Genomic DNA, 22,290 nt, shown 5'->3' on the forward strand with positions numbered 1-22,290 from the left:
GTAATTAGTTATAAACCACTAGCGCACCATTATTTAATCTTTAGTTGGTAAACACTCGTCGTGCCGCTGACTTCATTGCCTATGATTAACAAAGGATTACCGTTAGGGCTTTTATCGGCACTGACAAACTTCATCCCTTCAGGCCCTAAATCACCCGCCAATGATGCATCCCCTTTAACTTCACCCGTATCGGTATCGATAACAAAGTCGGCCTCAAAATCACGATTCACAACATAGTCGATAAAATGCACATCGAAAGGATTAGTCACGTCATAGATCATAAAGCCTGAAGTGCGTTCCAAACCAACAAAGGCATATAGTCGTTGCCCAATTTGCCCCAGGGCTAAGGCTTCTGGCTCTGGTCCTTTGTCATCGCTGCGGCTATCACCTTTATTTTCTTCGTTATTATTGTTGAAGTTACTGCCTAAGAGTGCTGCGGTAATACGTTCTAAATCACTACCACTGTCAAAGACTTGCTGACCGTCTGCGCTCCAAATCGAGAATGAGCGAGCACCGAAGCTGACTATCTTGTCGTAGTCGCCGTCCTTATCGTCATCCCCCATGCTAGTAGTTACTTTAAGGCGGGCTAACTGCGTTTTATCTTTTGCAGCGGCAAATTGTGGATGATTTGGGTCGAACACTAAATCCCCTGCGCGGGCTTCTTCAGAAAAGCCTGCATAATCACGGGAATCACCTTCGTTGGCCGTCACGATAAAGTCGGTATTGTTCCAACGGTAGGTCGCGACAGTATCGGGTTGATACATACCATAGACGCCTGTGTAGCTTTGCAGGTTGACAAGATTGTCTTTGTCACTGGTATCAATTTTATTCACTTCAAGTCCGTAATCCTTAAGGCCTAGTGGTAAAATCTTGGCAACTTTGGCATTGGCGATATCAATTACGGCAATGGCATTGTTCTCTTGCAAACTGACAAACGCACGGTGGTTATCTTGGCTAATGGCGATATATTCAGGTTCTAAATCCTGCGCCACACTTGCCATTGGGCCATTGATTTTAATGTCTGGGGTGATCTCACTGGCTCGTGCACCGCCCTGATTAAATTCACTAAAACCGATAATAGTCGCAGTGGCTGCAGGCTTACCGTCAGTAATTGCAATCAGCGCCACACTGCCTTCAGGATCTAAGGTATAGGCTGGATTTGGCTCGCCTTCATTGGCTACTAATAAGTTTTTACCATCGTGGGTAAATGCCAGGTTATCGGGTAAAGCGCCGACTTCTACCGCGCTGATAAACTGCGGTGCATCTGTGCCGTTAAGCTGATAAAAAGCGACAAAACCATTGGCTTGGGTTTTATTGCCGGCAACATCGCCACGTTCAATCGCAGCGGCTAACAAGTTACCTGAAATGCTCACACTGTTAACGCTACCCATAAAGGTTTGGCCAACATCTTTAGCCACATCAAGTTCGCCAAATTTTTCGAGATTATTCAATGCTAACGGATCAGCTGCATTGGATGCCGTTGCTAATAAACTGCCATCAATAATGTCCACTTTGCCGCTAATGGCATTGACCACAAAAATACGGTTAGATGCACTGTGATATTCAACGATTTCAGCGGCACTTAAGCCATAAACGCCAGTCTGATGACGACCAATTAACTCAGCTTTTATGCCTGCAGTTTGTGGCTGGCAAACATATTGGGTTTGCGCTGCGGCAATTTCGCTGTCATCTAATTGTCCATTATTGTTAGCATCTAATCCGGTATCGATTCGCTGACCACCGGCGGGACAATTGGCATCACCGATATTCAATGCCGTCACGTTAACCAGTGAATTTAAGCCCTTGTCGCCTTTATCACCTGCTGCGCCATCATCACCGCTGCAGGCTCCGAGTAATAAGCTCGCCATAATGGCAGCGGCTAGCGGAAGTCGTTGTGTTTTCATCGTGTCATTCCTGAATATTTTATTTTTAGTAGGGTGAAGCTAAAGCCCACTAAATTAGTCAGCATTAAAGACACCTAGATGACAAAGTAGTGACACTCAGATGACAACTAACACTTTTGAATGAAGCACATTGGAGGATAACGGCTCAATACGCCAAGGTTATGCCTCGATTATCGAGACTTGCTACTTAGTTACAATTTAATCGGTAAAATACGGTAAAGAAATCAGCGCAAAGATTGGTTTATTTGTCCTAGCGCTTTACTATGCTATTGCTTAATGCCTTACCGTGAAAATTGATCGAAACACAATTCACTTTTCCCCAAACACCGCCAATTAACGTAAAATGCTGGCTAAAAATGGACGGATTAGAGTGAATTGTCCTAGTACAATTTAAACCGCGCCGCATAACCTGTGAAATACGCTTTCAATTCTTTCGCCACCCGAGGTAACAGTGGACCCACAATCACAACCTTCTGCCCATAACGGCAGACGTATACCCAATTTAGCGCTGCTTATTCCCATGCTTGCGGCGATTGTCGCGATCACGCCATTGGCCATCGACATGTACTTACCTGCGATGTCGACATTGGCCCTCAGTTTTCATACCGATGTCACGACAGTGCAACAGTCCCTGAGTATCTACTTAGCGGGTTACGCACTGGGCATGTTGTGCTTTGGCCCCCTAGCAGACCGGATTGGCCGTCGCCCTATGGTGGTAATGGGATTGAGTGGCTTCATGCTGACCAGCTTACTGATTGGGTTTGCCAGTCAAGTCGAAGTCTTTCTAGGGCTACGTTTTTTGCAGGCCTTTATCGGCGCAGCAGCGACTGTGGTGGTGCCGGGATACATCAAAGAAGTCTATGGCGACAATACCGCTAAGGGTATGTCATACGTGAGTTTAATCATGATGTTAGCGCCATTACTGGCACCTAGCATTGGTAGCGTCATCCTCGAACTCGGTGATTGGCATTTGATCTTCTTCATTCAATCCGCCTATGCCGCGACCCTGTTATTACTGGTGCTGTTTGCGCTAAAAATGCCCAGTGATAAAGATATGGATACCCGCAGCCAAAAATCGTTTCTTGGTGCCTATGCGACCGTATTTTCTCGCCCTGGTGTTAAGTTAAATATTGCCAGTGGCGTGTTAACGTCTTTTTCATTTTTCTGTTATCTCACGGCATCGCCCTTCGTTTATATGGAAGTCTTTGCCTTAGATAAATCCTATTTTGCTATTTTGTTTAGCACGAACGTCGGCGCCTTGATGTTGGCTAATATCATTAATACGCGCATCGTGGGCCGTTATGGTTCGCTGCGTATGTTGCATGTGTCGACTTTTTTCGGGGCAATTGCTGGGGCCGGTTTATTAACCGTCAACCTGCTGGAGATGAGCTATCACTTTACCGTTCTTATGCTTATTCCTTTGATGGGCAGCCTAGGGGTGATGTCAGTCAATGCCGATGCGATAGTACTGATGAAGTTCAAGCAAGAAACAGGAACCGCGACTGCGGTTATTGGCACCTTAAGGTTTGGCTGCGGCGCATTGGCGGGGCCATTATTGGCGGTGTTTTACGATGGCACAGCCGTGCCCTTCTCTGCGCTCATGTTAGGCTCTGTTGTGTTAGTCGGTATTTGCCAATTCAACCGTCCTAAGCATCAAATCCAACCGACGGTTTAAGGCGCTCTTTTTAGAGATCTATTTTTAAGGGTCTATTTCTAAGAGCCATGGCTACCAATACCACATCGGCAACACATGTTTGATCGCGTGAAAACAGCGCATTGGCATACTCGAATGTAGCAAATAGGTAATATTTAATCGCAACAGTTAAGTCTCTGCTTATCTAACGTCCCACACCAAAACGGCACTTTTAGTGCCGTTTTTTGCTTTTTAAGCATCTAACAATCTGAAAAATATAAGATAAGCCCACAAATCAGCCTAGATTACTTGGCAATTCCAGCAAGTTATCCAGCCATTCAAACGTGAAATTGTTTCAAGTTGGTTATTTTTTACATAAAAGGCTTGAAATGTTGTTTTTTTTGAATATGATGAAATTCTGTTCATTGCAACAGTTGCTGCATCCTAAAGGATGAGTCACTTGTCTTCGACGAAGTCAGTTCAGCATTTCGGAGTCTGAATTACCCTTCAGGCTTAATTTTTAGAGCGATTACCGTCGCTGTAACAAGATACTGTTTACCGTAACGGTACTATGCAATAGGAGTTTCACATGGAGATGTTATCCGGCGCCAGCATGATAGTGCGTTCTTTAATTGATGAAGGCGTAAATCACGTTTTTGGTTATCCTGGCGGTTCAGTTTTAGATATCTACGACGCACTGCACCTTATCCCTGGTATTGAACACATACTCGTTCGTCACGAACAAGCCGCCGTACACATGGCTGATGGCTATGCCCGTGCCACGGGTAAAGTGGGCGTGGTATTAGTCACCTCAGGGCCCGGTGCCACCAACGCCATTACCGGTATTGCCACCGCTTACATGGACTCTATTCCGCTAGTGGTGTTATCGGGCCAAGTGCCGAGTAATCTTATCGGTAACGATGCCTTCCAAGAATGCGACATGATAGGTATCTCACGCCCTGTGGTGAAGCACAGCTTTTTAGTCAAAGATCCGACTGAAATTCCTGAAATTATTAAAAAGGCTTTTTACATTGCCTCTACTGGCCGCCCTGGCCCTGTGGTTGTCGATCTGCCCAAAGATTGTTTAAACCCCGCCTTGCTGCACGAATATTGTTACCCAGAAAGCGTCAAAATGCGCTCATACAATCCAACGACTTCAGGCCATAAGGGTCAGATCCGCCGTGGTATTCAAGCTCTGTTAGCCGCAAAAAAACCGGTACTTTATGTGGGTGGCGGCGCGATAATCTCAGGTTGTGATAAGCAAATTCTGCAATTGGCTGAAAGATTAAACATTCCCGTCGTCAGTACCTTGATGGGTCTTGGTGCCTTTCCAAGCACTCACAAAAACAGTTTAGGTATGCTAGGGATGCACGGTCGCTACGAAGCTAACATGACGATGCATAACTGCGATTTAATCTTCGGTATTGGTGTGCGCTTCGACGATAGAACCACCAATAATGTGGAAAAATACTGCCCGAACGCGACCATTTTGCACATAGATATCGACCCATCTTCCATCTCTAAAACCGTGCGAGTCGATATCCCTATCGTGGGTTCCGCCGACAGTATTTTAGACAGTATGTTGGCACTGTTGGATGAGTCGAACGAGCACAACGACAGTGATGCCATCGCCACTTGGTGGAATGATATTGAACAATGGCGCAGCCGCGATTGTCTGGCCTATGACAAAAGCAGCGGCCGCATCAAGCCACAGCAAGTGATTGAAACCTTGTATAAACTGACTAATGGCGATGCCTATGTTGCCTCTGATGTGGGCCAGCACCAAATGTTTGCCGCCTTGTACTATCCGTTCGATAAACCGCGCCGCTGGATCAACTCAGGTGGCTTAGGGACTATGGGGTTTGGCCTTCCCGCCGCAATGGGGGTTAAAATGGCAATGCCGGATGCCACCGTTGTGTGCGTCACGGGTGATGGTTCTATCCAGATGAACATTCAAGAGCTTTCGACCGCACTGCAATATGATACGCCAGTAAAAATCATCAACTTAAACAATCGTTTCCTTGGCATGGTAAAACAATGGCAGGACATGATTTACTCCGGCCGTCACTCACATTCCTATATGGATTCAGTGCCAAATTTTGCCAAAATTGCAGAGGCCTATGGGCATGTTGGCATGACGATAAGCGATCCTGCCGAGCTTGAGTCAAAAATGGCTGAAGCGCTGGCGATGAAAGATAGATTGGTCTTTATCGACATCATGGTGGACGAAACTGAGCACGTTTACCCCATGTTGATCCGCGGTGGTGCGATGAATGAAATGTGGCTGACTAAGACGGAGAAATGCTAATGCGTCGAATTATATCTGTATTATTAGAAAACCAATCCGGCGCCCTGTCTCGTGTGGTCGGTTTGTTTTCACAGCGCGGTTATAACATTGAAAGTTTAACGGTGGCACCAACGGACGATATCACCCTGTCTCGGCTTAACATCACAGTCGTTGCCGATGAAATGGTGTTAGAGCAGATAGAGAAGCAGCTGCACAAGTTAATCGATGTGTTAAAAGTATCGAATATTACTGAGTCTGCTTATATTGAACGCGAACTTGCCCTTGTTAAGGTCCGCGCCCAAGGCGAGTTTAGGGAAGAAGTGAAACGTATGGCGGATATTTTCCGCGGTCAGATTGTCGATGTCACCGCCAATTTATACACCATCCAAATGGTGGGAACATCAGAAAAACTCGATGCATTTATCCATGCGCTAGGTGAAGTGACCAAATTGGTCGAAGTCTCTCGCTCAGGCGTAGTCGGTTTGGCTCGCGGTGAAAAAGCCATGAAAGCCTAACGCTCACACATAAATCTCGCGGACATTTTCGCATAAGCACAAAAACATCAAGGGGAGCATTATGCTCCCCTTGTTTTTAGGCGATTATCACAGGGTCAATTATGACTGACTGTCTAATAAGCGCGATGAGGTGATCTCAATTTTGCGTGGTTTCAATGCTTCAGGAATTTCACGCACTAAATCAATATTGAGTAAACCATTTTCTAAACTTGCACCGAGCACAGTGACATAGTCTGCCAGCTGGAAAGTACGCTCAAAACCGCGTTCAGCTATGCCTTGATACAGGTATTTACGCTCGGTTTGGCTTTCGGCTTTATTGCCTTTCACCAGTAATTTTTCACCTTCACTGCTGATCTCAAGTTCATCCATAGAGAATCCGGCTACGGCCATCGTTATGCGATAACGATTTTCGCCGAGTAATTCGATGTTGTATGGAGGATAACCTGAGTTGCCATTATTGGCGGCGGCATGTTCTGCCAATTGCGCTAAACGGTCAAAACCAATGGCACTGCGGTAAAGTGGTGTTAAATCATAAGTACGCATATTCATATCCTTGTCTTAAGCAATATGGAGAATTGGCGGACGGTTTTCACGATGAAAACGCTTGTAGAGTCTGCCAGATTAAATCTTCTGTCCTTACGGCACAGAATTCACACTAGGATCCTCATAGAGCGATCCTGAAATAGATATAAGGACGAGAGAGAAAATTTCAAGCAAGAAAATTAAAAAAATGTGCAGAACTTTAAAAGACCAATAAAAACTAACACTAAATCAGCTTAAAAAGGGTGAGTCGAGACGGGATTGAAATAGAGGCACTATCGTCATTAAGCAATGGCAATCTATATTCACTAAATTGCAGCCAATAAAAAAGGAGCCTAGGCTCCTTTTTCAGTCTTAGCATCGAATTAACGAGTGCGTGGACACAGTTCTTCAGCGCTGAAGAAGTAAGCAATTTCACGAGCTGCAGATTCAACAGCATCAGAGCCGTGAGCCGCGTTTTCGTCAATGCTTTCTGCGAAATCAGCACGGATAGTACCAGGAGCCGCTTGAGCTGGGTTAGTTGCACCTAAAATTTCGCGGTGAGCTAAAACAGCGTTTTCGCCTTCTAATACTTGGACCATGATAGGACCAGAAGTCATGAATGCAACCAGAGCACCGAAGAAGCCGCGCTCGCTATGCTCAGCATAGAAACCTTCAGCTTGTTCTTTGGTCAGGTGTAACATTTTTGATGCAACGATCTTAAGACCAGCAGTTTCAAAACGATTGTAGATAGCACCGATGTGGTTTTTTGCAACAGCATCAGGCTTGATAATAGAAAATGTGCGTTCGATCGCCATAACTAGCTTCCTTTGTCAGCAAGTTTAAAAAATTCGCGCGGATTATACGAAATTTAAAAGCTAAATCCTATCTTTATAGCAAATAAGTCTGAGATATTGCGCACATTCGCTTTATTCGTAATCAGCTTGATCACGCAAAAGACCCCGCTAGGAAGATAAATCCTCAGCAGGGTTCATTAACTCATTAAAAAATGGGATTATTTTCTATTTTTAGCCCAAATACCTGCCCAAGCAATCAAAGCGACTAAAATGATTGCGGGAGCAAGATCTAACAAGTGATGGAATAAACCGACACCGCCATGTCCTGGATGAGCCCAAGCCATTGAAGGGACAAGCATACATAACAATACAAGCAAAAGTTTCATGTGAACATCCTTGCAGTTGCGATAATAAAGTTAAGCCATATAAATGCCTTAACCAATATACAACAAATTACGATATCCACTGGAAATGAACTTGACTGTGATCAAACTCTCGCCAAATACTCTCTGCGCCACTGCAAATACGTGAGGTAAATCACCTTAGTTAAACGTCAAAAGGACAAGATGCCTCACATAAAAAACCGTATCGCCACTGTGCTCACTACTTTTCCTCAATCCAACACTGCTGAATCGCTTCCAGTATTTTTTCATTACAATGCTTAGGATCATCGGCAAAATCATCCAAGGCTAACACCCACTCATACAATTGGGTGAAATGCAGCTGAGTGGGATTCACTTCTGGGTGTGCTTCGAGTAAATCCAACGCAATATCTAACGAATCTACCCAAGTTAATGTCATCGTTTACCCCTATTCAGTTCGCTTTAATGGGTAAGTTCTTGCTAAACGGCGTTACCCATAAGGAGGTGAATCAAGTGTTGATATTCCGCAGTCAATACTCGACAGCAAGAGCATTAACCCTGTGCTTGCGTCACCTTTTTTACTTTTATCGCATTTTTTTCAACAAAATCAATAATAGCACCCGCCACATCTTTCGTGGTGGCGCCTTCAATTCCTTCAAGACCGGGTGAGGAGTTCACTTCCATGATCACAGGACCGTGGTTTGAGCGTAGCAAGTCAACACCAGCCACATTAAGCCCCATAGTCTTAGCCGCACGAATGGCGACTGAGCGTTCCTCTGGGGTTAATTTGACTAAACTTGCCGTGCCACCACGGTGCAAGTTAGAGCGGAACTCTCCGGGCATAGCTTGGCGCTTCATGGCAGCGATCACTTTATCGCCGAGCACAAAGCAGCGAATATCTGCGCCATTAGCCTCTTTGATATATTCCTGCACCATAATGTTGGCTTTAAGGCCCATAAAGGCTTCAATCACGCTCTCAGCCGCTTTACGGGTCTCGGCTAATACCACGCCAATACCTTGGGTGCCTTCGAGTAATTTAATCACCAGAGGCGCGCCACCCACCATATCAATTAAGTCGGGAATATCACTCGGTTTATTGGCAAATCCAGTAATGGGCAAGCCAATGCCGCGGCGTGACATCAACTGCATAGAACGCAATTTGTCACGTGAGCGCGAGATCCCTACAGAATCATTTAAAGCATAGACGCCCATCATCTCAAACTGACGCAACACCGCCGAACCATAAAAGGTAATCGACGCCCCAATACGGGGGATCACGGCATCAAATGCGGGTAACTCTCGCCCACCAATGTGGATACTCGATTGCCGCATGTTGATATTCATATAACATTCAAGGGGATTAATTACGTGTACTTCATGACCACGTAATTGAGCCGCTTCAACGAGTCGCTTCGTTGAATATAGCTCAGGCCCTTGCGATAAGATCGCTATTCTCATTTGGTCTCCGGCAACCATTAATTTTGAGCGCATAATACGCCTGCGCAGGGATAAATCAAACAACTAGAGGCATAGACAAGATTAGTTGCACAAATGCTCAACGCCAAAAGCAAAAAACCAGTCACATGGACTGGTTTTAACAATTATCGCGACAGCATTAATTGCCTTCGCTGACCATGTTAACCGTGTATTTAGGGATCTCAATCACCATGTCAGTGTCGACCACTTTCGCCTGACAAGATAGACGGCTTTCGGGCTCGAGTCCCCAAGCTTTGTCTAACATATCATCTTCCAGCTCATCACTTGGCTCAAGATCATTAAAGCCTTCACGCACGATACAGTGACACGTCGTGCAAGCACAGGACTTTTCACATGCATGCTCGATATTGATGCCATTACGCAGCGCAACATCAAGAATGGTCTCACCAACATTCGCCTCAAGCACTGCGCCATCTGGGCACAACTCGGCATGGGGAAGAAAGACTAATTGGGGCATTACATCACCTATATGTTGTCGATCGACTGGCCTTTGAATGCCACTCGAATAGAATTGTCCATACGTCTGGCAGCAAAATCTTGGGTTTGCTCATCCAGTTTTTCAATCGCGAGCTTAATCGCATCGGCATCATCGCCCGTAGCCACTTGCGCCACATTGGCCATAGTAGCATCGATTTGAGCACGCTCATCGGCATTCAGCAAATCGCCATCCTTCGCTAACGCGGCATGTAAAGACTCGAGTACCCTCGCCGCCTCCACTTGCTGCTCGGCCAGCATACGACGAGTGATATCGTCTTTGGCATACTTCATCGAATCTTTCAGCATAGTGGCAATTTCAGTATCCGATAAACCAAAAGACGGCTTAACTTGAATACTAGACTGCACGCCGGTGGATTTCTCCATCGCAGTCACGCTAAGTAAACCATCGGCATCCACTTGGAATGTCACACGAATATGCGCAGCGCCTGCGGCTAACGGCGGAATACCTTTTAAGGTAAAACGCGCCAGTGAGCGGCAATCGGCAACGAGTTCACGCTCGCCCTGCACCACATGGAATGCCATGGCCGTTTGACCATCTTTAAAAGTGGTAAATTCCTGTGCTCGCGCAACCGGAATCGTGGTATTACGCGACACCACTTTTTCCACTAAACCGCCCATGGTCTCTATGCCTAATGACAAAGGGATCACATCGAGGAGCAGCAAATCAGATTCGGGTTTATTACCCACTAAAATGTCGGCTTGAATGGCCGCACCAATGGCGACAACACGATCGGGATCAATAGACGTCAGTGGTAGTTTACCGAAGAAAGCTTCAACCTGTTCACGCACTAATGGCACGCGCGTTGAACCGCCAACCATCACAGTTTCAAGCACTTCATCTGTCGTTACGCCCGCATCACGCAGGGTACGGCGACAGCTGGCAATGGTCTTCTTAACCAACGCCGCAATCATGGCATCAAATTCAGCTTTAGTAACGATTTGCGTGAGCTCAGTCCCATCGGCAAGGATCACTTTTGCTTCAGTTTCTGCTGCATCCGTTAAGGCTTCTTTGACTCGACGCGATTCAATCAGCAACTGACGGCTTAATTGTGAGTCGATGTCGCTAAGCTGCCACACTTGCTGCATATGTGCTTGGAGTAAATGATCGAAATCATCGCCGCCAAGCGCAGAATCACCGCCGGTGGCTAACACTTCGAATACACCGCGATTCAAACGCAAAATAGAAATATCGAAGGTACCGCCGCCTAAGTCATAGATGGCAATCACGCCCTCTTGCTTAGAGTCTAAGCCGTAGGCAATCGCAGCAGCAGTCGGTTCATTCAACAGACGTAGCACTTTAACACCCAGCAAAGCTGCTGCATCTTTCGTGCCTTGGCGCTGAGCATCATCAAAATAGGCCGGTACGGTTATCACCACACCTTGCAGCTCGCCACCTAAGGTTTTTTCAGCACGGGCAATCAGCGGACGTAAAATCTCCGCAGACACTTGCACGGGATTTACTTGGCCTTGGGGCGTCACAAATAAAGGTAAACCGTTTTCGCTTTCGGCAAACTCGTAGGGGAATGACTGCTCGCCGGCTTTAATATCAGCTAGGCTGCGGCCCATAAAACGCTTAACCGAAACGATCGTGTTTTGCGGATCCTGCGCCGAACTCAACGCCGCAAGGGCACCGACTTCGACTGAATCTTGGGTATAACGCACGATAGAAGGTAATGAATGCTGTCCAAGTTCGTCCGGCAGGGTCGCCGTCTCTCCACTTCGAACAGCCGCCACCAAAGAATTGGTCGTACCTAAATCGATGCCAACGGCAAGTCTATGTTGGTGCGGCGCGGCACTTTGACCGGGCTCAGCTATCTGCAAAAGGGCCATATATATCCAACTTAGTAATGCCAACTCAAGCGTACTTGAGTCAGCAAAGTAACATAAACACGGAAATCAATCTAACAGAGCGTCTTCGACTCTGGTCAACTCGTCGTGTAATTTTGCCATAAATTTGAGTTTGCGAACTTGATCCGCCGCTAACAATGCATCTTCAGCCTGCTCACTGGTTAACAGTTGAGTCAATTGCTGAGTGAGTTGCGCGCGGTACTCTGCAAACGATTGATATAGCTCGTCAATACTCGCTTGAGGATCGTCACTATCGCGTATGTCTTCCAACGCCTCGCGCCATTCCATTTGCTGCATCAAGAAGCCAGTATCTTTCACTGTGGTGGTTTCATGGCTTAATTCAATACCACGCATCGACAACATATGCTCGGCGCGGCGAATGGGATCTTTTAAGGTTTGAAAACCATCATTGACTTGCGCCGTGCGCTGCACCGACAGCAATTTTTGCTGCTCAGTATCATTGGCAAATTTATCGGGATGAACCGCCCGTTGCAGTTCGCGATAGCGTTCTGCAAGTAAGGCGGTATCAATATCGAAGGCAGGGGAAAATTTAAACAGCTCGAAATAATTCATGCGTCAACTTTAGCGGTTAAACAGTGAAACTCTCACCGCAACCACACTCACCTTTTGCGTTAGGATTGTTAAATTGGAAGCCTTCGTTCAGCCCTTCTTTAACAAAATCCAGCTCGATCCCTTGAAGATAGATGAGGCTCTTGGCATCGATGATGATTTTAACATCTTCGATATCAAACACTTCATCGTCATCATTTAAAGAATCAACGAACTCAAGTACATAAGCCATACCAGAACAGCCTGATGTTCTTAAGCCGAGACGCAGGCCTACACCTTTGCCTCGGTTGACTAAGAAAGATCTGACACGATCGGCTGCCGCTGGGGTCATTGTAATCGCCATCTTAACTCCAGATGTTACTTAGCTTGTTTCGATTTGTACTCGTCGATAGCAGCTTTAATGGCATCTTCAGCCAAAATTGAACAGTGGATCTTCACCGGTGGCAATGCCAATTCTTCAGCGATATCTGTGTTCTTAATCGCCGCAGCTTGTTCGATAGTTTTGCCTTTAACCCACTCAGTTACCAGTGAGCTAGATGCAATCGCGCTACCACAACCGTAGGTTTTAAACTTAGCGTCTTCAATGATGCCATCAGCACCAATTTTCAACTGAAGTTTCATTACGTCACCGCAAGCAGGCGCGCCTACCATACCGGTCACGACCGAAGGATCGTTTTTATCAAAAGAACCAACGTTACGTGGGTTCTCATAATGATCTATCACTTTTTCACTGTAAGCCATGGTACTGCTCCAAAATTATCTATTGTAAAGGTCAGAATTAATGATGTGCCCATTGAACTTGGTTCAGGTCGATCCCATCTTTAAACATTTCCCACAAAGGAGACATTTCTCTTAATTTATCAATAGATTGAGTAATTACTTCGATAGCGTGATCGATTTCTTCTTCGGTGGTGAAACGGCCGATAGAGAAACGAATCGAGCTATGTGCCATTTCATCATTTAAGCCAAGTGCACGTAATACGTAGCTAGGCTCTAGGCTGGCTGAAGTACAAGCCGAACCCGATGAAACCGCTAAATCTTTCAGTGCCATCATTAACGATTCGCCTTCAACATAGTTGAAGCTGACGTTGAGGCTACCGCTAACACGGTCAATCGCATCACCATTGATATAGGTTTCTTCAATGTGCTTGATGCCATTCCATAATTTGTCACGTAATGCACCGATACGGGCGTCATCAGAGGCCATTTCCGCTTTTGCGATTGCAGCCGCTTCACCTAAACCTACGATTTGGTGCGTCGGTAACGTACCGCTGCGCATACCGCGCTCATGACCACCACCGTGCATTTGCGCTTCTAAGCGAATGCGTGGCTTACGGCGAACATACAGGGCACCGATACCTTTAGGTCCATACATTTTATGGCCAGAAATCGAAACCAAATCCACTTTAGTGGCTTGCACATCGATAGGCACTTTGCCCGCACTTTGCGCTGCATCCATGTGGAAAATAATGCCTTTTGAACGACATAGCTCACCGATTGCATCGATATCATGGATCACACCGATTTCGTTGTTGACGTGCATGATGCTGACAAGGATAGTGTCGTCACGCATTGCCGCTTCTAAACGTTCCATCGGAATGATGCCGTTTGCCGCAGGCTCTAAATAAGTCACTTCGAAACCTTCGCGCTCTAATTGGCGACAAGTATCGAGAACCGCTTTATGTTCAGTCTTACTGGTGATGATGTGCTTGCCTTTCTTATGATAGAAATGAGCAACACCTTTGATCGCAAGATTGTTTGATTCAGTTGCACCAGAAGTAAACACAATTTCACGGTGATCGGCGTTAATTAACTCAGCAATTTGATTGCGAGCAATATCTACCGCTTCTTCAGCTTGCCAGCCGTAGCGGTGTGAACGTGATGCCGGATTACCAAAGATGCCGTCCATTGTCATACATTGGAACATCTTTTCCGCGACTCTTGGATCAACAGGCGTGGTGGCGGCGTAATCTAAATAGATAGGAAGCTTCATAACACACTCCGTACTGAGCAGTCTCTGGTAGAGGCTACATACAACGTACAAAAATTATTTTTATATATAACAAAGGCCGTTATAAACTGACTCTTTGTTCCTTTTGCATAGTGTCTTGCTTAAGCGAGATAAATTGCACATCTCGTTTCTGCATCAAGCCAGCAAGACTGATACCATCTAAAAAATCTGAAATTTGTTTGCTTAAATCGCCCCAAAGTGAATGGGTTAAGCAGCGAGTTCCACTCTGACAATTGCCAAGTCCTTGGCAACGAGTCGCATCGACAGACTCGTCTACAGCATGGACAACCATGCCGACTGAAATATCATTGGCTTCTAGGCCTAACCGATAACCACCGCCCGGTCCACGTACACTGGCAACTAAGCCGTGTTTTCTTAGCTTAGCGAAGAGTTGTTCCAGATAGGAAAGCGAAATCCCTTGTCTTTCAGAGATATCCGCTAAGGGAACTGGTCCCGATGCTGAGTGGATTGCCACATCTAGCATAGCGGTTACTGCATAACGACCTTTTGATGTAAGTTTCATAACTACCATAGCTCCCGAACAGGTATGCATTATTTCAACATACCCGAGTAATTCAGTCAAGTATTAAAACCTACTAAAACACTCAAGTATATGAGTGTGCAAATAACCAATACCCTTTCATCTTGGTGGGGTATTTAACCTTTTTCTAGCTTAAGATTCAATGCTAGAGCGCCAATTAATCGACATCTAGCACGATATAAACCCACAATAAAAGTCATCGCTGCACTGTGACGCGATCAAACTCAGGTTTGATCGCAATATGCGCCTTTACAACAGGATGAGCTAAAGTAAAACGCTAAAGGAGACCCTTGCGAGGGTCAGCCCTTACGCAAGTTAGACCACTAAGTTAAATGGTTTCGTTGAACCATTTCTTGAAACTTAGATACTCGGATCAAATTCATCTAATGCACTATGGCGTTTTTCCGCTGCCGCTTTTTCTGCATCATTAAACTCGCCCATATCCAGCTCTGGCAGTTTTTCGGTGCAGACATTACCACCCAACCCTTGAATGGCTTGACACAACTCTTGAACTTTCGAGTCCATCAGATGCATGTGATCGAGCATCTGCCCTATTGCATTGGCAACAGGATCGGGATTATCCGGTGATACCGCGTACGCATCGAAGCCATATTTTTTTGCCATCGCGCTGCGGCGTTCAGTTTTCTCTTTCGATTGCGGTGACGGCGTGGCTACTACGCGCCCAGGAATACCCACGACTGTGGTATCTTTTGGCACATCTTTCACGACGACTGAATTTGACCCCACACGCGCACCGTCGTGCATAGTAATTGGACCGAGGATTTTAGCTCCCGCGCCTACCACCACGTTATTGGCTAACGTCGGGTGACGTTTACCCGCTTGCCAGGTGGTTCCACCAAGCGTGACACCATGATAAAGCGTGCAATCATCACCGATCTCAGCCGTTTCACCAATCACCACCCCCATACCATGGTCGATAAAAAATCGATGACCTATGGTTGCCCCAGGATGGATTTCAACGCCCGTCAACCAACGGGAAAACGTCGATAAACAACGAGCCGTTAAACGCCAATCACGCTTCCATAACTTATGGCTTATCCGATGCAACCAAATGGCATGCATGCCCGGATAGTTAACCAAGATCTCAAACGCGCTGCGCGCAGCAGGATCACGGTGATATATAGATTCAATATCTTCTTTTAGCCTAGCTATCACGCCCATTGTTTATCCCTTTGCAGTCATTCTATACGGTGATTATTGATGATGAGGATTTGGCTATTTATCTTTAGAACCAGTGACTTTATCAATAGAGGTCAAGATTCCCCTGAGGATATTCATCTCCTGACTCTCAATCCGCGCACGACTAAACAAGCGGCGCAGTTTCATCATCACTTGTCCGGGATGATTCTTAATGATAAATCCGGTTGATAACAGCGTCGTCTCAAGGTGTGCAAAGAAACGTTCCTGATCGGCGGCCAAGGGATACTCGGTTAGCGCTTCTTCGGCCACTTCTTTTTGTGCGAGGTGGGCAACACGGGTTTCATAACAAATGATTTGTACGGCTTGCGCAAGGTTGAGCGAGCTGTATTCAGGATTCGCAGGAATCGCCACATGATAAGTACACTGTTGCAACTCTTCATTACTTAAGCCGTGGTTCTCACGGCCAAATACTATGGCAACGGGGCCTTTAAGTGCCTCGGTCGCTAATTTAACCCCTGCTTCTCTTGGCTCTAACATTGGCCAGTCTAAGGTTCGGCTGCGCGCGCTGGTTGCAATCACGAGACTGCAATCAGCAATCGCTTCAGCGAGTGAATCCACTTTCACAAGATGTTTCAGAATATCCGATGCACCCGCGGCTAATGCAATGGAATGCCCATCGGGTTCAACACGCGGTTCTGCAAGGTACAGATTTGACAGACCCATAGTCTTCATCGCTCTGGCAGTGGAACCAATATTGCCGGGGTGCGAAGTCCCCACTAAAACCACTCGAATATTACTTAGCATGAAACAACTTAATTTAATTCATAAAACGTTGGGGACGAATATTATCACAGCCATTGCCGAATGCTTATATGAAAATCGGTATTTGATATAACTATCAAATCGAGTATAATACCGCCCGCTATTTTAACGTTCTTTAACATCCAGGGGATTGCAATGCATCCGATGCTGACGATTGCTGTACGCGCTGCCCGCGCGGCCGGCCAAAATATTATGCGCGCCTATACCGAACTTGACCGTATTGAAGTCAGTTCAAAAGGTATCAACGATTTTGTTACCAGTGTAGACAAGGAAGCAGAAGCGACTATTACTTACCAAATTCGTAAATCTTACCCTGATCACACTATCGTGGGTGAAGAGAAAGGCGAAAACCGCGGTGAGAATAGCGACTACGTTTGGATAGTTGACCCTCTGGATGGCACTAACAACTTTGTTAGAGGCATTCCCCACTTCGCGATTTCTATCGCTCTGCAACATAAAGGTAAAACTGAAGTTGCCGTTGTTTACGATCCTGTCCGTGAAGAACTCTTTACCGCTGTCCGCGGTAAAGGCGCAAAACTCAATGATTTCCGTCTGCGTGTGACTAACGTGAATGAATTAGCCCCAACAATGATTGGTACAGGCTTCCCATTCAAGGCCCGTCAACACACTGAAACTTATATGGCTATTTTCGGCGAAGTGTTCGGCCAATGTGCTGACCTACGCCGCGCAGGTTCTGCCGCATTAGATTTAGCCTATGTTGCTGCGGGTCGTTTAGACGGTTTCTTCGAAATCGGCTTAAAGCCATGGGATATCGCTGCTGGCGATCTTATCTGCCGCGAAGCGGGCGGTACAGTTACCGACTTCACTGGCAACCATAACTATCTGATTTCTGGTAACATAGTTGCAGGCTCACCTAAAGTGACCACAGAATTAGTTAAAATCATGCGTCCATTATTGAACGAAGGTTTAAAGCGTTAATATTAAGCGATTAGTTTCGAAGCGTTAGCCTCGAAGTTTAGTTCCGAAGCGTTAGTGTCAAGTGCTCGAAGTATTAAGCTCGACTACCGCTTCGCTTTCAAAACGCTAGATACAAAACGCATAGATACAAAACGTTAGACATAAAAAAGGCCAGTGGCAAACTCTTCTAAGAGCGCTCACTGGCCTTTTTGTTTATGGGGCTTTCATTCCTAAAACTTTAAGAAGATAGTCCTGCAAGCATGCACTGATTTTCAACGATAATCAGCTCACAGGACGTACAACCACTCAATAGATTATCTACCTGCCAAAGCTTGTGCTGGCGCAATCTGGCTGGCTTTCCAAGCAGGATAAAGCGTGGCGATTAAGCTCATGACAAATGCCATCACAATCACCAGCGCCGCATCTGAGCCATGTAACTCAGACGGTAAAAAGTCGACAAAGTACACATCGGCTGACAGCAGTTGAATACCGAGCACCTGCTCAACTGAGCTCGCAATCGCACTTAAATTCAGTGCCACGCTCACGCCGATAATGCCGCCAAGACCACAGCCAAGCAGACCATTCAAGGCGCCCTGCACCATGAAAATCCCCATCACAGCCAAACGGCTCAGGCCCATGGTCATCAAAATAGCAATTTCTGAGGCTTTATCCCGCACCGCCATCACTAAGGTGGAAACGATGTTAAAGCAAGCCACACCAATCACCAGCACTAGCACTAAGTACATGACTGTGCGAACCAACTGAATATCTTGATATAAATGCCCTTGGGTACGGGTCCAGTCACTGATATACACCGACTGCTTTTGCGCATAACCAAGCTCGCGCACTTTGACGGGGGCATCAAACACTTTATCGACGCTAATACGCACGCCTGTCACGCCGCTCTTCATGTTCAAGATCTGCGCCGCGTACTGAATTGGAATATAAGCCGTGGTCAGCTCAAGCTCGCCACCAAGATTATAAGCGCCAGATACCACAAAACGATGGCTCTTCGCCGCACGTAAACTGCCCGTCGCTTCTGGATCCATATCCTGTACATATAAGGCCAGCGTATCTCCAATCTCAAGCCCTAACTTAGTGAGCAAGCTTTGCCCAAGGACGATGTGATTTTCATCTTGGCCGAGACTCTGCCAGCTGGCATCACTCATAAATTGCGCCAGTGTCGAGACCTTGATTTCTTCTTTTGGATCAATCCCCACCACGGCTAACCCCTGAAAACCACCGGGCTTTTGCACTAAACCTTGCATGCGGATAAAAGGCGCTGCGCCGCGAATGCCTTCAATTAACAGCGCCCCCTCGGCTACACTCTGCCAGTTCGCGATTGGCTCGCTCACACCGACTATGTCCGCCTGCGGCACGACACCAAGCAATCTATGTTCTAACTCGCGCTCAAATCCGTTCATTGCCGACAGGACTATGATCAATACCGCCACGCCTAAGGCAATACCGGCAGTCGATGCGAAGGAAATAAAGCTTATAAAGCTGTTGGATTGGCGGGCGCGATAAAAACGCCAACCAATGGATAAGGCTAACGGTCCTTTCATACTTGGGTTTCCGCCGCTAATTGCAGGAAGCCGTTCTTCATCATCAGCTGGCGGTCCATACGGGCAGCCAATTTATGATCATGGGTCACCACCACAAACGCCGTGCCTAACTGATCGGCCAACTCGCGGATCAACTCATAAACCGCATCGCCGCTATTGGCATCTAAGTTACCCGTAGGCTCGTCGGCCAGCACTAACTTTGGCTTATTAATCAAGGCTCTTGCAATAGCAACACGTTGACGTTCGCCGCCCGATAACTCGGCGGGAATGTGCGTCATGCGATGCCCTAACCCAACACGCTCCAATAAGGCTTTAGCATCGGCGAGCGCCCGTTTACGATCTTTACCTTGAATAAATGCCGGCATAGCGACGTTTTCTAGCGCGGTAAATTCAGGCAATAAATGATGGAATTGATAGATAAAACCTAAATCTTGGTTACGGATCTGCGCTTGGCGCGCACTGGACACTTGATATAAATCTTCGCCTAACAGCAAGACTTTACCTGCGGTTGGTTCATCTAACGTGCCCATAATGTGCAGCAAGGTACTTTTACCTGAGCCTGAACTGCCGACAATCGCCAACTGCTCGCCCTTAAACACTTGCAGATCAACATTAGACAACACTTGCGTGGTCACGGCGCCATCATGATAACTCTTACTGACACTCTGCACTTGCAGTAACACGTCTTGCATTGAAGTTCTCTCTTAAACAGGCTTTGGCATCGATTTATGTCATCAAATCAATGCATTTAATTATTCGTATATTGAAATCGTTACTCCATCGTCGCTCAGTCGCAACGACAGGTTTATTCGTATCCCGTTACTCATATCTGAGCGCAGTCGCGGGTTGCACATTAGCAGCGCGCAGTGCGGGATATAAGGTCGCCAGCAGGGTGACTAATAGCGTACCAATCACGATCACAGACAACTGCATCAATTCCAGTTTCACCGGCAAACTCTGTCCCGCACCTAAAATCGAAATGCCTAAGGTCGTCATAATGCCATTCAGATTCAAAGTGATAAGTATACCTACCGCGAGCCCAAGCACTAAACCAAGTACAGCATTGAGCGAACCCTGCACCACAAAAATGCCCATCACAGCGGGCGTAGTTACCCCTTGGGTTTTGAGCACCGCCACATCAGTGGTTTTATCGACCACCATCATCACCAGCGCCGAGACAATATTAAAAGCGGCCACGGCTACAATCAGACTCAACATCAGCGACATCATGTTCTTTTCCATTTTGACCGCGTCGAACAAGTGGCCATAGGTATCACGCCAATCGCTGGTTGTCGCCTTAATGCCATGTTTAGCTAATATATCCTGCACTTTAGGCGCTAAAGCCGGTGCGCTAAAGGGATCGGCTAAATAGAGTCTGAGCTGATCAATAGCCTCACTGGGTTGACGCATCAGCCGTTTCGCATCTTGATAATGGATATACGCCACGCCCGCATCGACCTGAGAGCCCATTTCAAAAATGCCTGAGACCAAAAACTTACGTTGACTCGGCACAGGGCCTAAGGGCGAATACACTACGCCATCGCCACTTAATAACCGCACCGTATCACCGGGGGCGACTTTAAGTTGTCTTGCCAGCTCAGATCCTAAAATCACCTTGTAGTCACCGCTCGTCAGCTGCTCAAATGCTCCTGAGTAAGTGTGCTGGGCAACCGAAGACAACTTTTCCGCTAACTCGGGAAACACGCCATAAACTTGCACAGCGCGAATGTTCGCCGCCGATTGCACCATGGCCTGCGTCGACACGCTCGGCGTTACGCCTAATACGCCCGGTAAGGCTTTAAGCGCACTCGCCTGCTCAGTCCAATCGACTAAAGGCGTTTCACTATAAAGGGTTAATTGCGGCACCGCGCCTAAGATACGTTGCTTGAGTTGGCCTTCGAGACCATTCATTACAGAACTCACAACAATAAGCGCGGCAACACCTAAAAAAATGCCCGATACGGCAAATAGAGTAATAAACGACGCGAACGCGTTCGCTTTTCTGGCCCGCCAATAACGGTAACCAATATAGAAAGGGAATCCTGGATTCATTGAAAGAGGGTTGCGTCCTGTGTGCTGAACTTGCTAAATCATGAAGATGGGCACGATAATAGGGGTATTGGTCCTATAAATAAAGAGGCAAGCCTTGTTCACTGACACCAATCCGTATTTTAGTGTGCCTCACCACTTCACCGCCTACTTAAGTCTGTGGCCGAGTTCCGAGCCATTACCCTCAGAAATGGCACTGAGATCAATGCAATCATTGGGTATTCAACTACTCAGCGAAGTGAAAACACTTGAAGCCAACTGCTTGCTACAACTGCGCCATTTAGATAACGAGGCAAAAGTTGTCGTGGACTTTTTAAAGCTGCAATCTCGCAAAGTGGATTTAGTGCTGCAGCATGTATTAGAGAAAGAAACCCAAGAGGGCGAAAAATGCATTGGCAATCAGTTTGGTGGCAGCGGCCTAAGACTGCTCACGCCCACAGCCTTAACCATAGGCTCACACTATAAAATCACCCTGTTTATTCATGACGAATTAGTCGCCATTTTGTGTTTTGGCAAAGTAACCGCCTCTACCGCGCAAAACATGCTATCTGACGAGAGCTGCGCCAATAGCAATACTCATAGTGGTGACACACAAAATGCCGAGCAACATACTCAGGCGGAACTTCAGTCTCCTGCCCCGCAATGGCAAACCGACTTTGAATTCAGTCAAATTCTCGAGGCTGACGTGGAACAATTAGTCAAAGCCAGCCTTAATGTACAGCAGAAACAACTCAAGTTACGTAAACTCGCCAGAGACGAGCGTCAATAGCCGCTGACTTTTCGCTGGCACCTG

General features: G+C 46.6%; 23 protein-coding genes. 5 read left to right on the forward strand and 18 right to left on the reverse strand.

Annotated features, from left to right (window positions below; translation table 11 throughout):
- Positions 1-29: 29 nt before the first annotated feature.
- Positions 30-1,904: a choice-of-anchor I family protein gene (locus AYJ58_RS14410; protein ID WP_106650655.1), complete on the reverse strand. Its 1,875-nt coding sequence runs from the start codon at positions 1,902-1,904 to the stop codon at positions 30-32.
- A 451-nt stretch (positions 1,905-2,355) separates the two neighbouring features.
- On the opposite strand from AYJ58_RS14410, the gene AYJ58_RS14415 reads away from it, so the two are divergent.
- The 3 genes from AYJ58_RS14415 (at position 2,356) to ilvN (ending at position 6,339) form a co-directional block, all read left to right on the forward strand.
- Positions 2,356-3,579, forward strand: coding sequence for a multidrug effflux MFS transporter (locus tag AYJ58_RS14415; RefSeq protein WP_106650656.1), 1,224 nt, complete (start codon positions 2,356-2,358; stop codon positions 3,577-3,579).
- 547 nt (positions 3,580-4,126) lie between these two features.
- Positions 4,127-5,845 carry an acetolactate synthase 3 large subunit gene (locus tag AYJ58_RS14420; protein ID WP_106650657.1) on the forward strand — a complete coding sequence of 573 codons (1,719 nt, stop codon included), beginning with the start codon at positions 4,127-4,129 and terminating at the stop codon, positions 5,843-5,845.
- A complete protein-coding gene (gene ilvN / locus AYJ58_RS14425; protein WP_106650658.1) occupies positions 5,845-6,339 on the forward strand; it encodes an acetolactate synthase small subunit in 495 nt (164 codons plus the stop codon). The genes AYJ58_RS14420 and ilvN overlap by 1 nt, the downstream gene beginning before the upstream one ends.
- A gap of 99 nt (positions 6,340-6,438) precedes the next feature.
- On the opposite strand, the gene AYJ58_RS14430 is transcribed toward ilvN, so the two are convergent.
- The 14 genes from AYJ58_RS14430 to trmJ all read right to left on the reverse strand — a co-directional run bounded on the left by AYJ58_RS14430 (position 6,439) and on the right by trmJ (position 16,947).
- Positions 6,439-6,882 (reverse strand): Hsp20 family protein, encoded by a 444-nt coding sequence (locus AYJ58_RS14430; protein ID WP_106650659.1) that lies wholly within the window; start codon positions 6,880-6,882, stop codon positions 6,439-6,441.
- A gap of 362 nt (positions 6,883-7,244) precedes the next feature.
- The gene (gene ndk, locus AYJ58_RS14435; protein WP_006081848.1) at positions 7,245-7,676 is read right to left on the reverse strand and encodes a nucleoside-diphosphate kinase; all 432 of its coding nucleotides are present in this window, start codon (positions 7,674-7,676) and stop codon (positions 7,245-7,247) included.
- 197 nt (positions 7,677-7,873) lie between these two features.
- Positions 7,874-8,041, reverse strand: a complete 168-nt coding sequence (locus AYJ58_RS14440) for a hypothetical protein (protein WP_106650660.1) — start codon at positions 8,039-8,041, stop codon at positions 7,874-7,876.
- Positions 8,042-8,258: 217 nt separating this feature from the next.
- Complete coding sequence (iscX, locus tag AYJ58_RS14445) at positions 8,259-8,456, reverse strand: Fe-S cluster assembly protein IscX (protein ID WP_106650661.1); 198 nt, start codon at positions 8,454-8,456, stop codon at positions 8,259-8,261.
- Positions 8,457-8,569: 113 nt separating this feature from the next.
- Positions 8,570-9,475 carry a 30S ribosomal protein S6--L-glutamate ligase gene (gene rimK, locus AYJ58_RS14450; protein ID WP_006081851.1) on the reverse strand — a complete coding sequence of 302 codons (906 nt, stop codon included), beginning with the start codon at positions 9,473-9,475 and terminating at the stop codon, positions 8,570-8,572.
- Positions 9,476-9,632: 157 nt separating this feature from the next.
- Positions 9,633-9,971, reverse strand: a complete 339-nt coding sequence (fdx, locus tag AYJ58_RS14455; RefSeq protein WP_006081852.1) for an ISC system 2Fe-2S type ferredoxin — start codon at positions 9,969-9,971, stop codon at positions 9,633-9,635.
- 8 nt (positions 9,972-9,979) lie between these two features.
- Positions 9,980-11,842 carry a Fe-S protein assembly chaperone HscA gene (gene hscA / locus AYJ58_RS14460; protein ID WP_106650662.1) on the reverse strand — a complete coding sequence of 621 codons (1,863 nt, stop codon included), beginning with the start codon at positions 11,840-11,842 and terminating at the stop codon, positions 9,980-9,982.
- 66 nt (positions 11,843-11,908) lie between these two features.
- On the reverse strand, positions 11,909-12,433 hold the full coding sequence (hscB, locus tag AYJ58_RS14465) for a co-chaperone HscB (RefSeq protein ID WP_106650663.1): 525 nt from the start codon (positions 12,431-12,433) through the stop codon (positions 11,909-11,911).
- A 16-nt stretch (positions 12,434-12,449) separates the two neighbouring features.
- Entirely contained in the window at positions 12,450-12,773 is a 324-nt protein-coding gene (gene iscA / locus AYJ58_RS14470) for an iron-sulfur cluster assembly protein IscA (RefSeq protein WP_006081855.1), read from the reverse strand.
- 14 nt (positions 12,774-12,787) lie between these two features.
- Positions 12,788-13,171: a Fe-S cluster assembly scaffold IscU gene (gene iscU / locus AYJ58_RS14475; protein ID WP_011072277.1), complete on the reverse strand. Its 384-nt coding sequence runs from the start codon at positions 13,169-13,171 to the stop codon at positions 12,788-12,790.
- Positions 13,172-13,208: 37 nt separating this feature from the next.
- Complete coding sequence (locus tag AYJ58_RS14480; RefSeq protein ID WP_106650664.1) at positions 13,209-14,423, reverse strand: IscS subfamily cysteine desulfurase; 1,215 nt, start codon at positions 14,421-14,423, stop codon at positions 13,209-13,211.
- A 79-nt stretch (positions 14,424-14,502) separates the two neighbouring features.
- Positions 14,503-14,964, reverse strand: coding sequence for a Fe-S cluster assembly transcriptional regulator IscR (iscR, locus tag AYJ58_RS14485; protein ID WP_006081858.1), 462 nt, complete (start codon positions 14,962-14,964; stop codon positions 14,503-14,505).
- Positions 14,965-15,342: 378 nt separating this feature from the next.
- Entirely contained in the window at positions 15,343-16,164 is an 822-nt protein-coding gene (gene cysE, locus AYJ58_RS14490) for a serine O-acetyltransferase (RefSeq protein WP_028759817.1), read from the reverse strand.
- Between the two features lie 54 nt (positions 16,165-16,218).
- Positions 16,219-16,947: a tRNA (cytosine(32)/uridine(32)-2'-O)-methyltransferase TrmJ gene (gene trmJ, locus AYJ58_RS14495; RefSeq protein ID WP_106650665.1), complete on the reverse strand. Its 729-nt coding sequence runs from the start codon at positions 16,945-16,947 to the stop codon at positions 16,219-16,221.
- Positions 16,948-17,100: 153 nt separating this feature from the next.
- Here trmJ and suhB point away from each other — a divergent pair, with 153 nt between their 5' ends.
- Entirely contained in the window at positions 17,101-17,904 is an 804-nt protein-coding gene (gene suhB / locus AYJ58_RS14500; RefSeq protein WP_106650666.1) for an inositol-1-monophosphatase, read from the forward strand.
- Between the two features lie 293 nt (positions 17,905-18,197).
- Here the strand turns inward: suhB and lolE are convergent, their stop codons facing one another.
- The 3 genes from lolE to AYJ58_RS14515 all read right to left on the reverse strand — a co-directional run bounded on the left by lolE (position 18,198) and on the right by AYJ58_RS14515 (position 21,500).
- Entirely contained in the window at positions 18,198-19,448 is a 1,251-nt protein-coding gene (gene lolE / locus AYJ58_RS14505; RefSeq protein WP_106650667.1) for a lipoprotein-releasing ABC transporter permease subunit LolE, read from the reverse strand.
- Complete coding sequence (lolD, locus tag AYJ58_RS14510) at positions 19,445-20,140, reverse strand: lipoprotein-releasing ABC transporter ATP-binding protein LolD (protein ID WP_106650668.1); 696 nt, start codon at positions 20,138-20,140, stop codon at positions 19,445-19,447. Before lolD ends, lolE begins: the two co-directional genes overlap by 4 nt.
- A 127-nt stretch (positions 20,141-20,267) precedes the next feature.
- Positions 20,268-21,500 (reverse strand): lipoprotein-releasing ABC transporter permease subunit, encoded by a 1,233-nt coding sequence (locus AYJ58_RS14515; RefSeq protein WP_106650669.1) that lies wholly within the window; start codon positions 21,498-21,500, stop codon positions 20,268-20,270.
- Positions 21,501-21,594: 94 nt separating this feature from the next.
- Between AYJ58_RS14515 and AYJ58_RS14520 the strand changes: the two genes are divergently transcribed.
- Positions 21,595-22,266 carry a hypothetical protein gene (locus AYJ58_RS14520; RefSeq protein ID WP_106650670.1) on the forward strand — a complete coding sequence of 224 codons (672 nt, stop codon included), beginning with the start codon at positions 21,595-21,597 and terminating at the stop codon, positions 22,264-22,266.
- Positions 22,267-22,290 lie beyond the last annotated feature (24 nt).

This window comes from Shewanella sp. Pdp11 (assembly GCF_002838165.1).
Lineage (GTDB): Bacteria > Pseudomonadota > Gammaproteobacteria > Enterobacterales > Shewanellaceae > Shewanella > Shewanella hafniensis.

Bases quoted from the DNA above. Each gene is read 5' to 3' on its own strand.
- iscU (WP_011072277.1), bottom strand. From the start codon at position 13,171: ATGGCTTACAGTGAAAAAGTGATAGATCATTATGAGAACCCACGTAAC.
- hscA (WP_106650662.1), bottom strand. From the start codon at position 11,842: ATGGCCCTTTTGCAGATAGCTGAGCCCGGTCAAAGTGCCGCGCCGCAC.
- trmJ (WP_106650665.1), bottom strand. From the start codon at position 16,947: ATGCTAAGTAATATTCGAGTGGTTTTAGTGGGGACTTCGCACCCCGGC.
- AYJ58_RS14410 (WP_106650655.1), bottom strand. From the start codon at position 1,904: ATGAAAACACAACGACTTCCGCTAGCCGCTGCCATTATGGCGAGCTTA.
- iscR (WP_006081858.1), bottom strand. From the start codon at position 14,964: ATGAAACTTACATCAAAAGGTCGTTATGCAGTAACCGCTATGCTAGAT.
- suhB (WP_106650666.1), top strand. From the start codon at position 17,101: ATGCATCCGATGCTGACGATTGCTGTACGCGCTGCCCGCGCGGCCGGC.
- iscX (WP_106650661.1), bottom strand. From the start codon at position 8,456: ATGACATTAACTTGGGTAGATTCGTTAGATATTGCGTTGGATTTACTC.
- AYJ58_RS14430 (WP_106650659.1), bottom strand. From the start codon at position 6,882: ATGCGTACTTATGATTTAACACCACTTTACCGCAGTGCCATTGGTTTT.
- iscA (WP_006081855.1), bottom strand. From the start codon at position 12,773: ATGGCGATTACAATGACCCCAGCGGCAGCCGATCGTGTCAGATCTTTC.
- fdx (WP_006081852.1), bottom strand. From the start codon at position 9,971: ATGCCCCAATTAGTCTTTCTTCCCCATGCCGAGTTGTGCCCAGATGGC.
- AYJ58_RS14440 (WP_106650660.1), bottom strand. From the start codon at position 8,041: ATGAAACTTTTGCTTGTATTGTTATGTATGCTTGTCCCTTCAATGGCT.
- AYJ58_RS14480 (WP_106650664.1), bottom strand. From the start codon at position 14,423: ATGAAGCTTCCTATCTATTTAGATTACGCCGCCACCACGCCTGTTGAT.
- lolE (WP_106650667.1), bottom strand. From the start codon at position 19,448: ATGAAAGGACCGTTAGCCTTATCCATTGGTTGGCGTTTTTATCGCGCC.
- lolD (WP_106650668.1), bottom strand. From the start codon at position 20,140: ATGCAAGACGTGTTACTGCAAGTGCAGAGTGTCAGTAAGAGTTATCAT.
- ndk (WP_006081848.1), bottom strand. From the start codon at position 7,676: ATGGCGATCGAACGCACATTTTCTATTATCAAGCCTGATGCTGTTGCA.
- rimK (WP_006081851.1), bottom strand. From the start codon at position 9,475: ATGAGAATAGCGATCTTATCGCAAGGGCCTGAGCTATATTCAACGAAG.
- cysE (WP_028759817.1), bottom strand. From the start codon at position 16,164: ATGGGCGTGATAGCTAGGCTAAAAGAAGATATTGAATCTATATATCAC.
- AYJ58_RS14420 (WP_106650657.1), top strand. From the start codon at position 4,127: ATGGAGATGTTATCCGGCGCCAGCATGATAGTGCGTTCTTTAATTGAT.
- AYJ58_RS14515 (WP_106650669.1), bottom strand. From the start codon at position 21,500: ATGAATCCAGGATTCCCTTTCTATATTGGTTACCGTTATTGGCGGGCC.
- ilvN (WP_106650658.1), top strand. From the start codon at position 5,845: ATGCGTCGAATTATATCTGTATTATTAGAAAACCAATCCGGCGCCCTG.
- hscB (WP_106650663.1), bottom strand. From the start codon at position 12,433: ATGAATTATTTCGAGCTGTTTAAATTTTCCCCTGCCTTCGATATTGAT.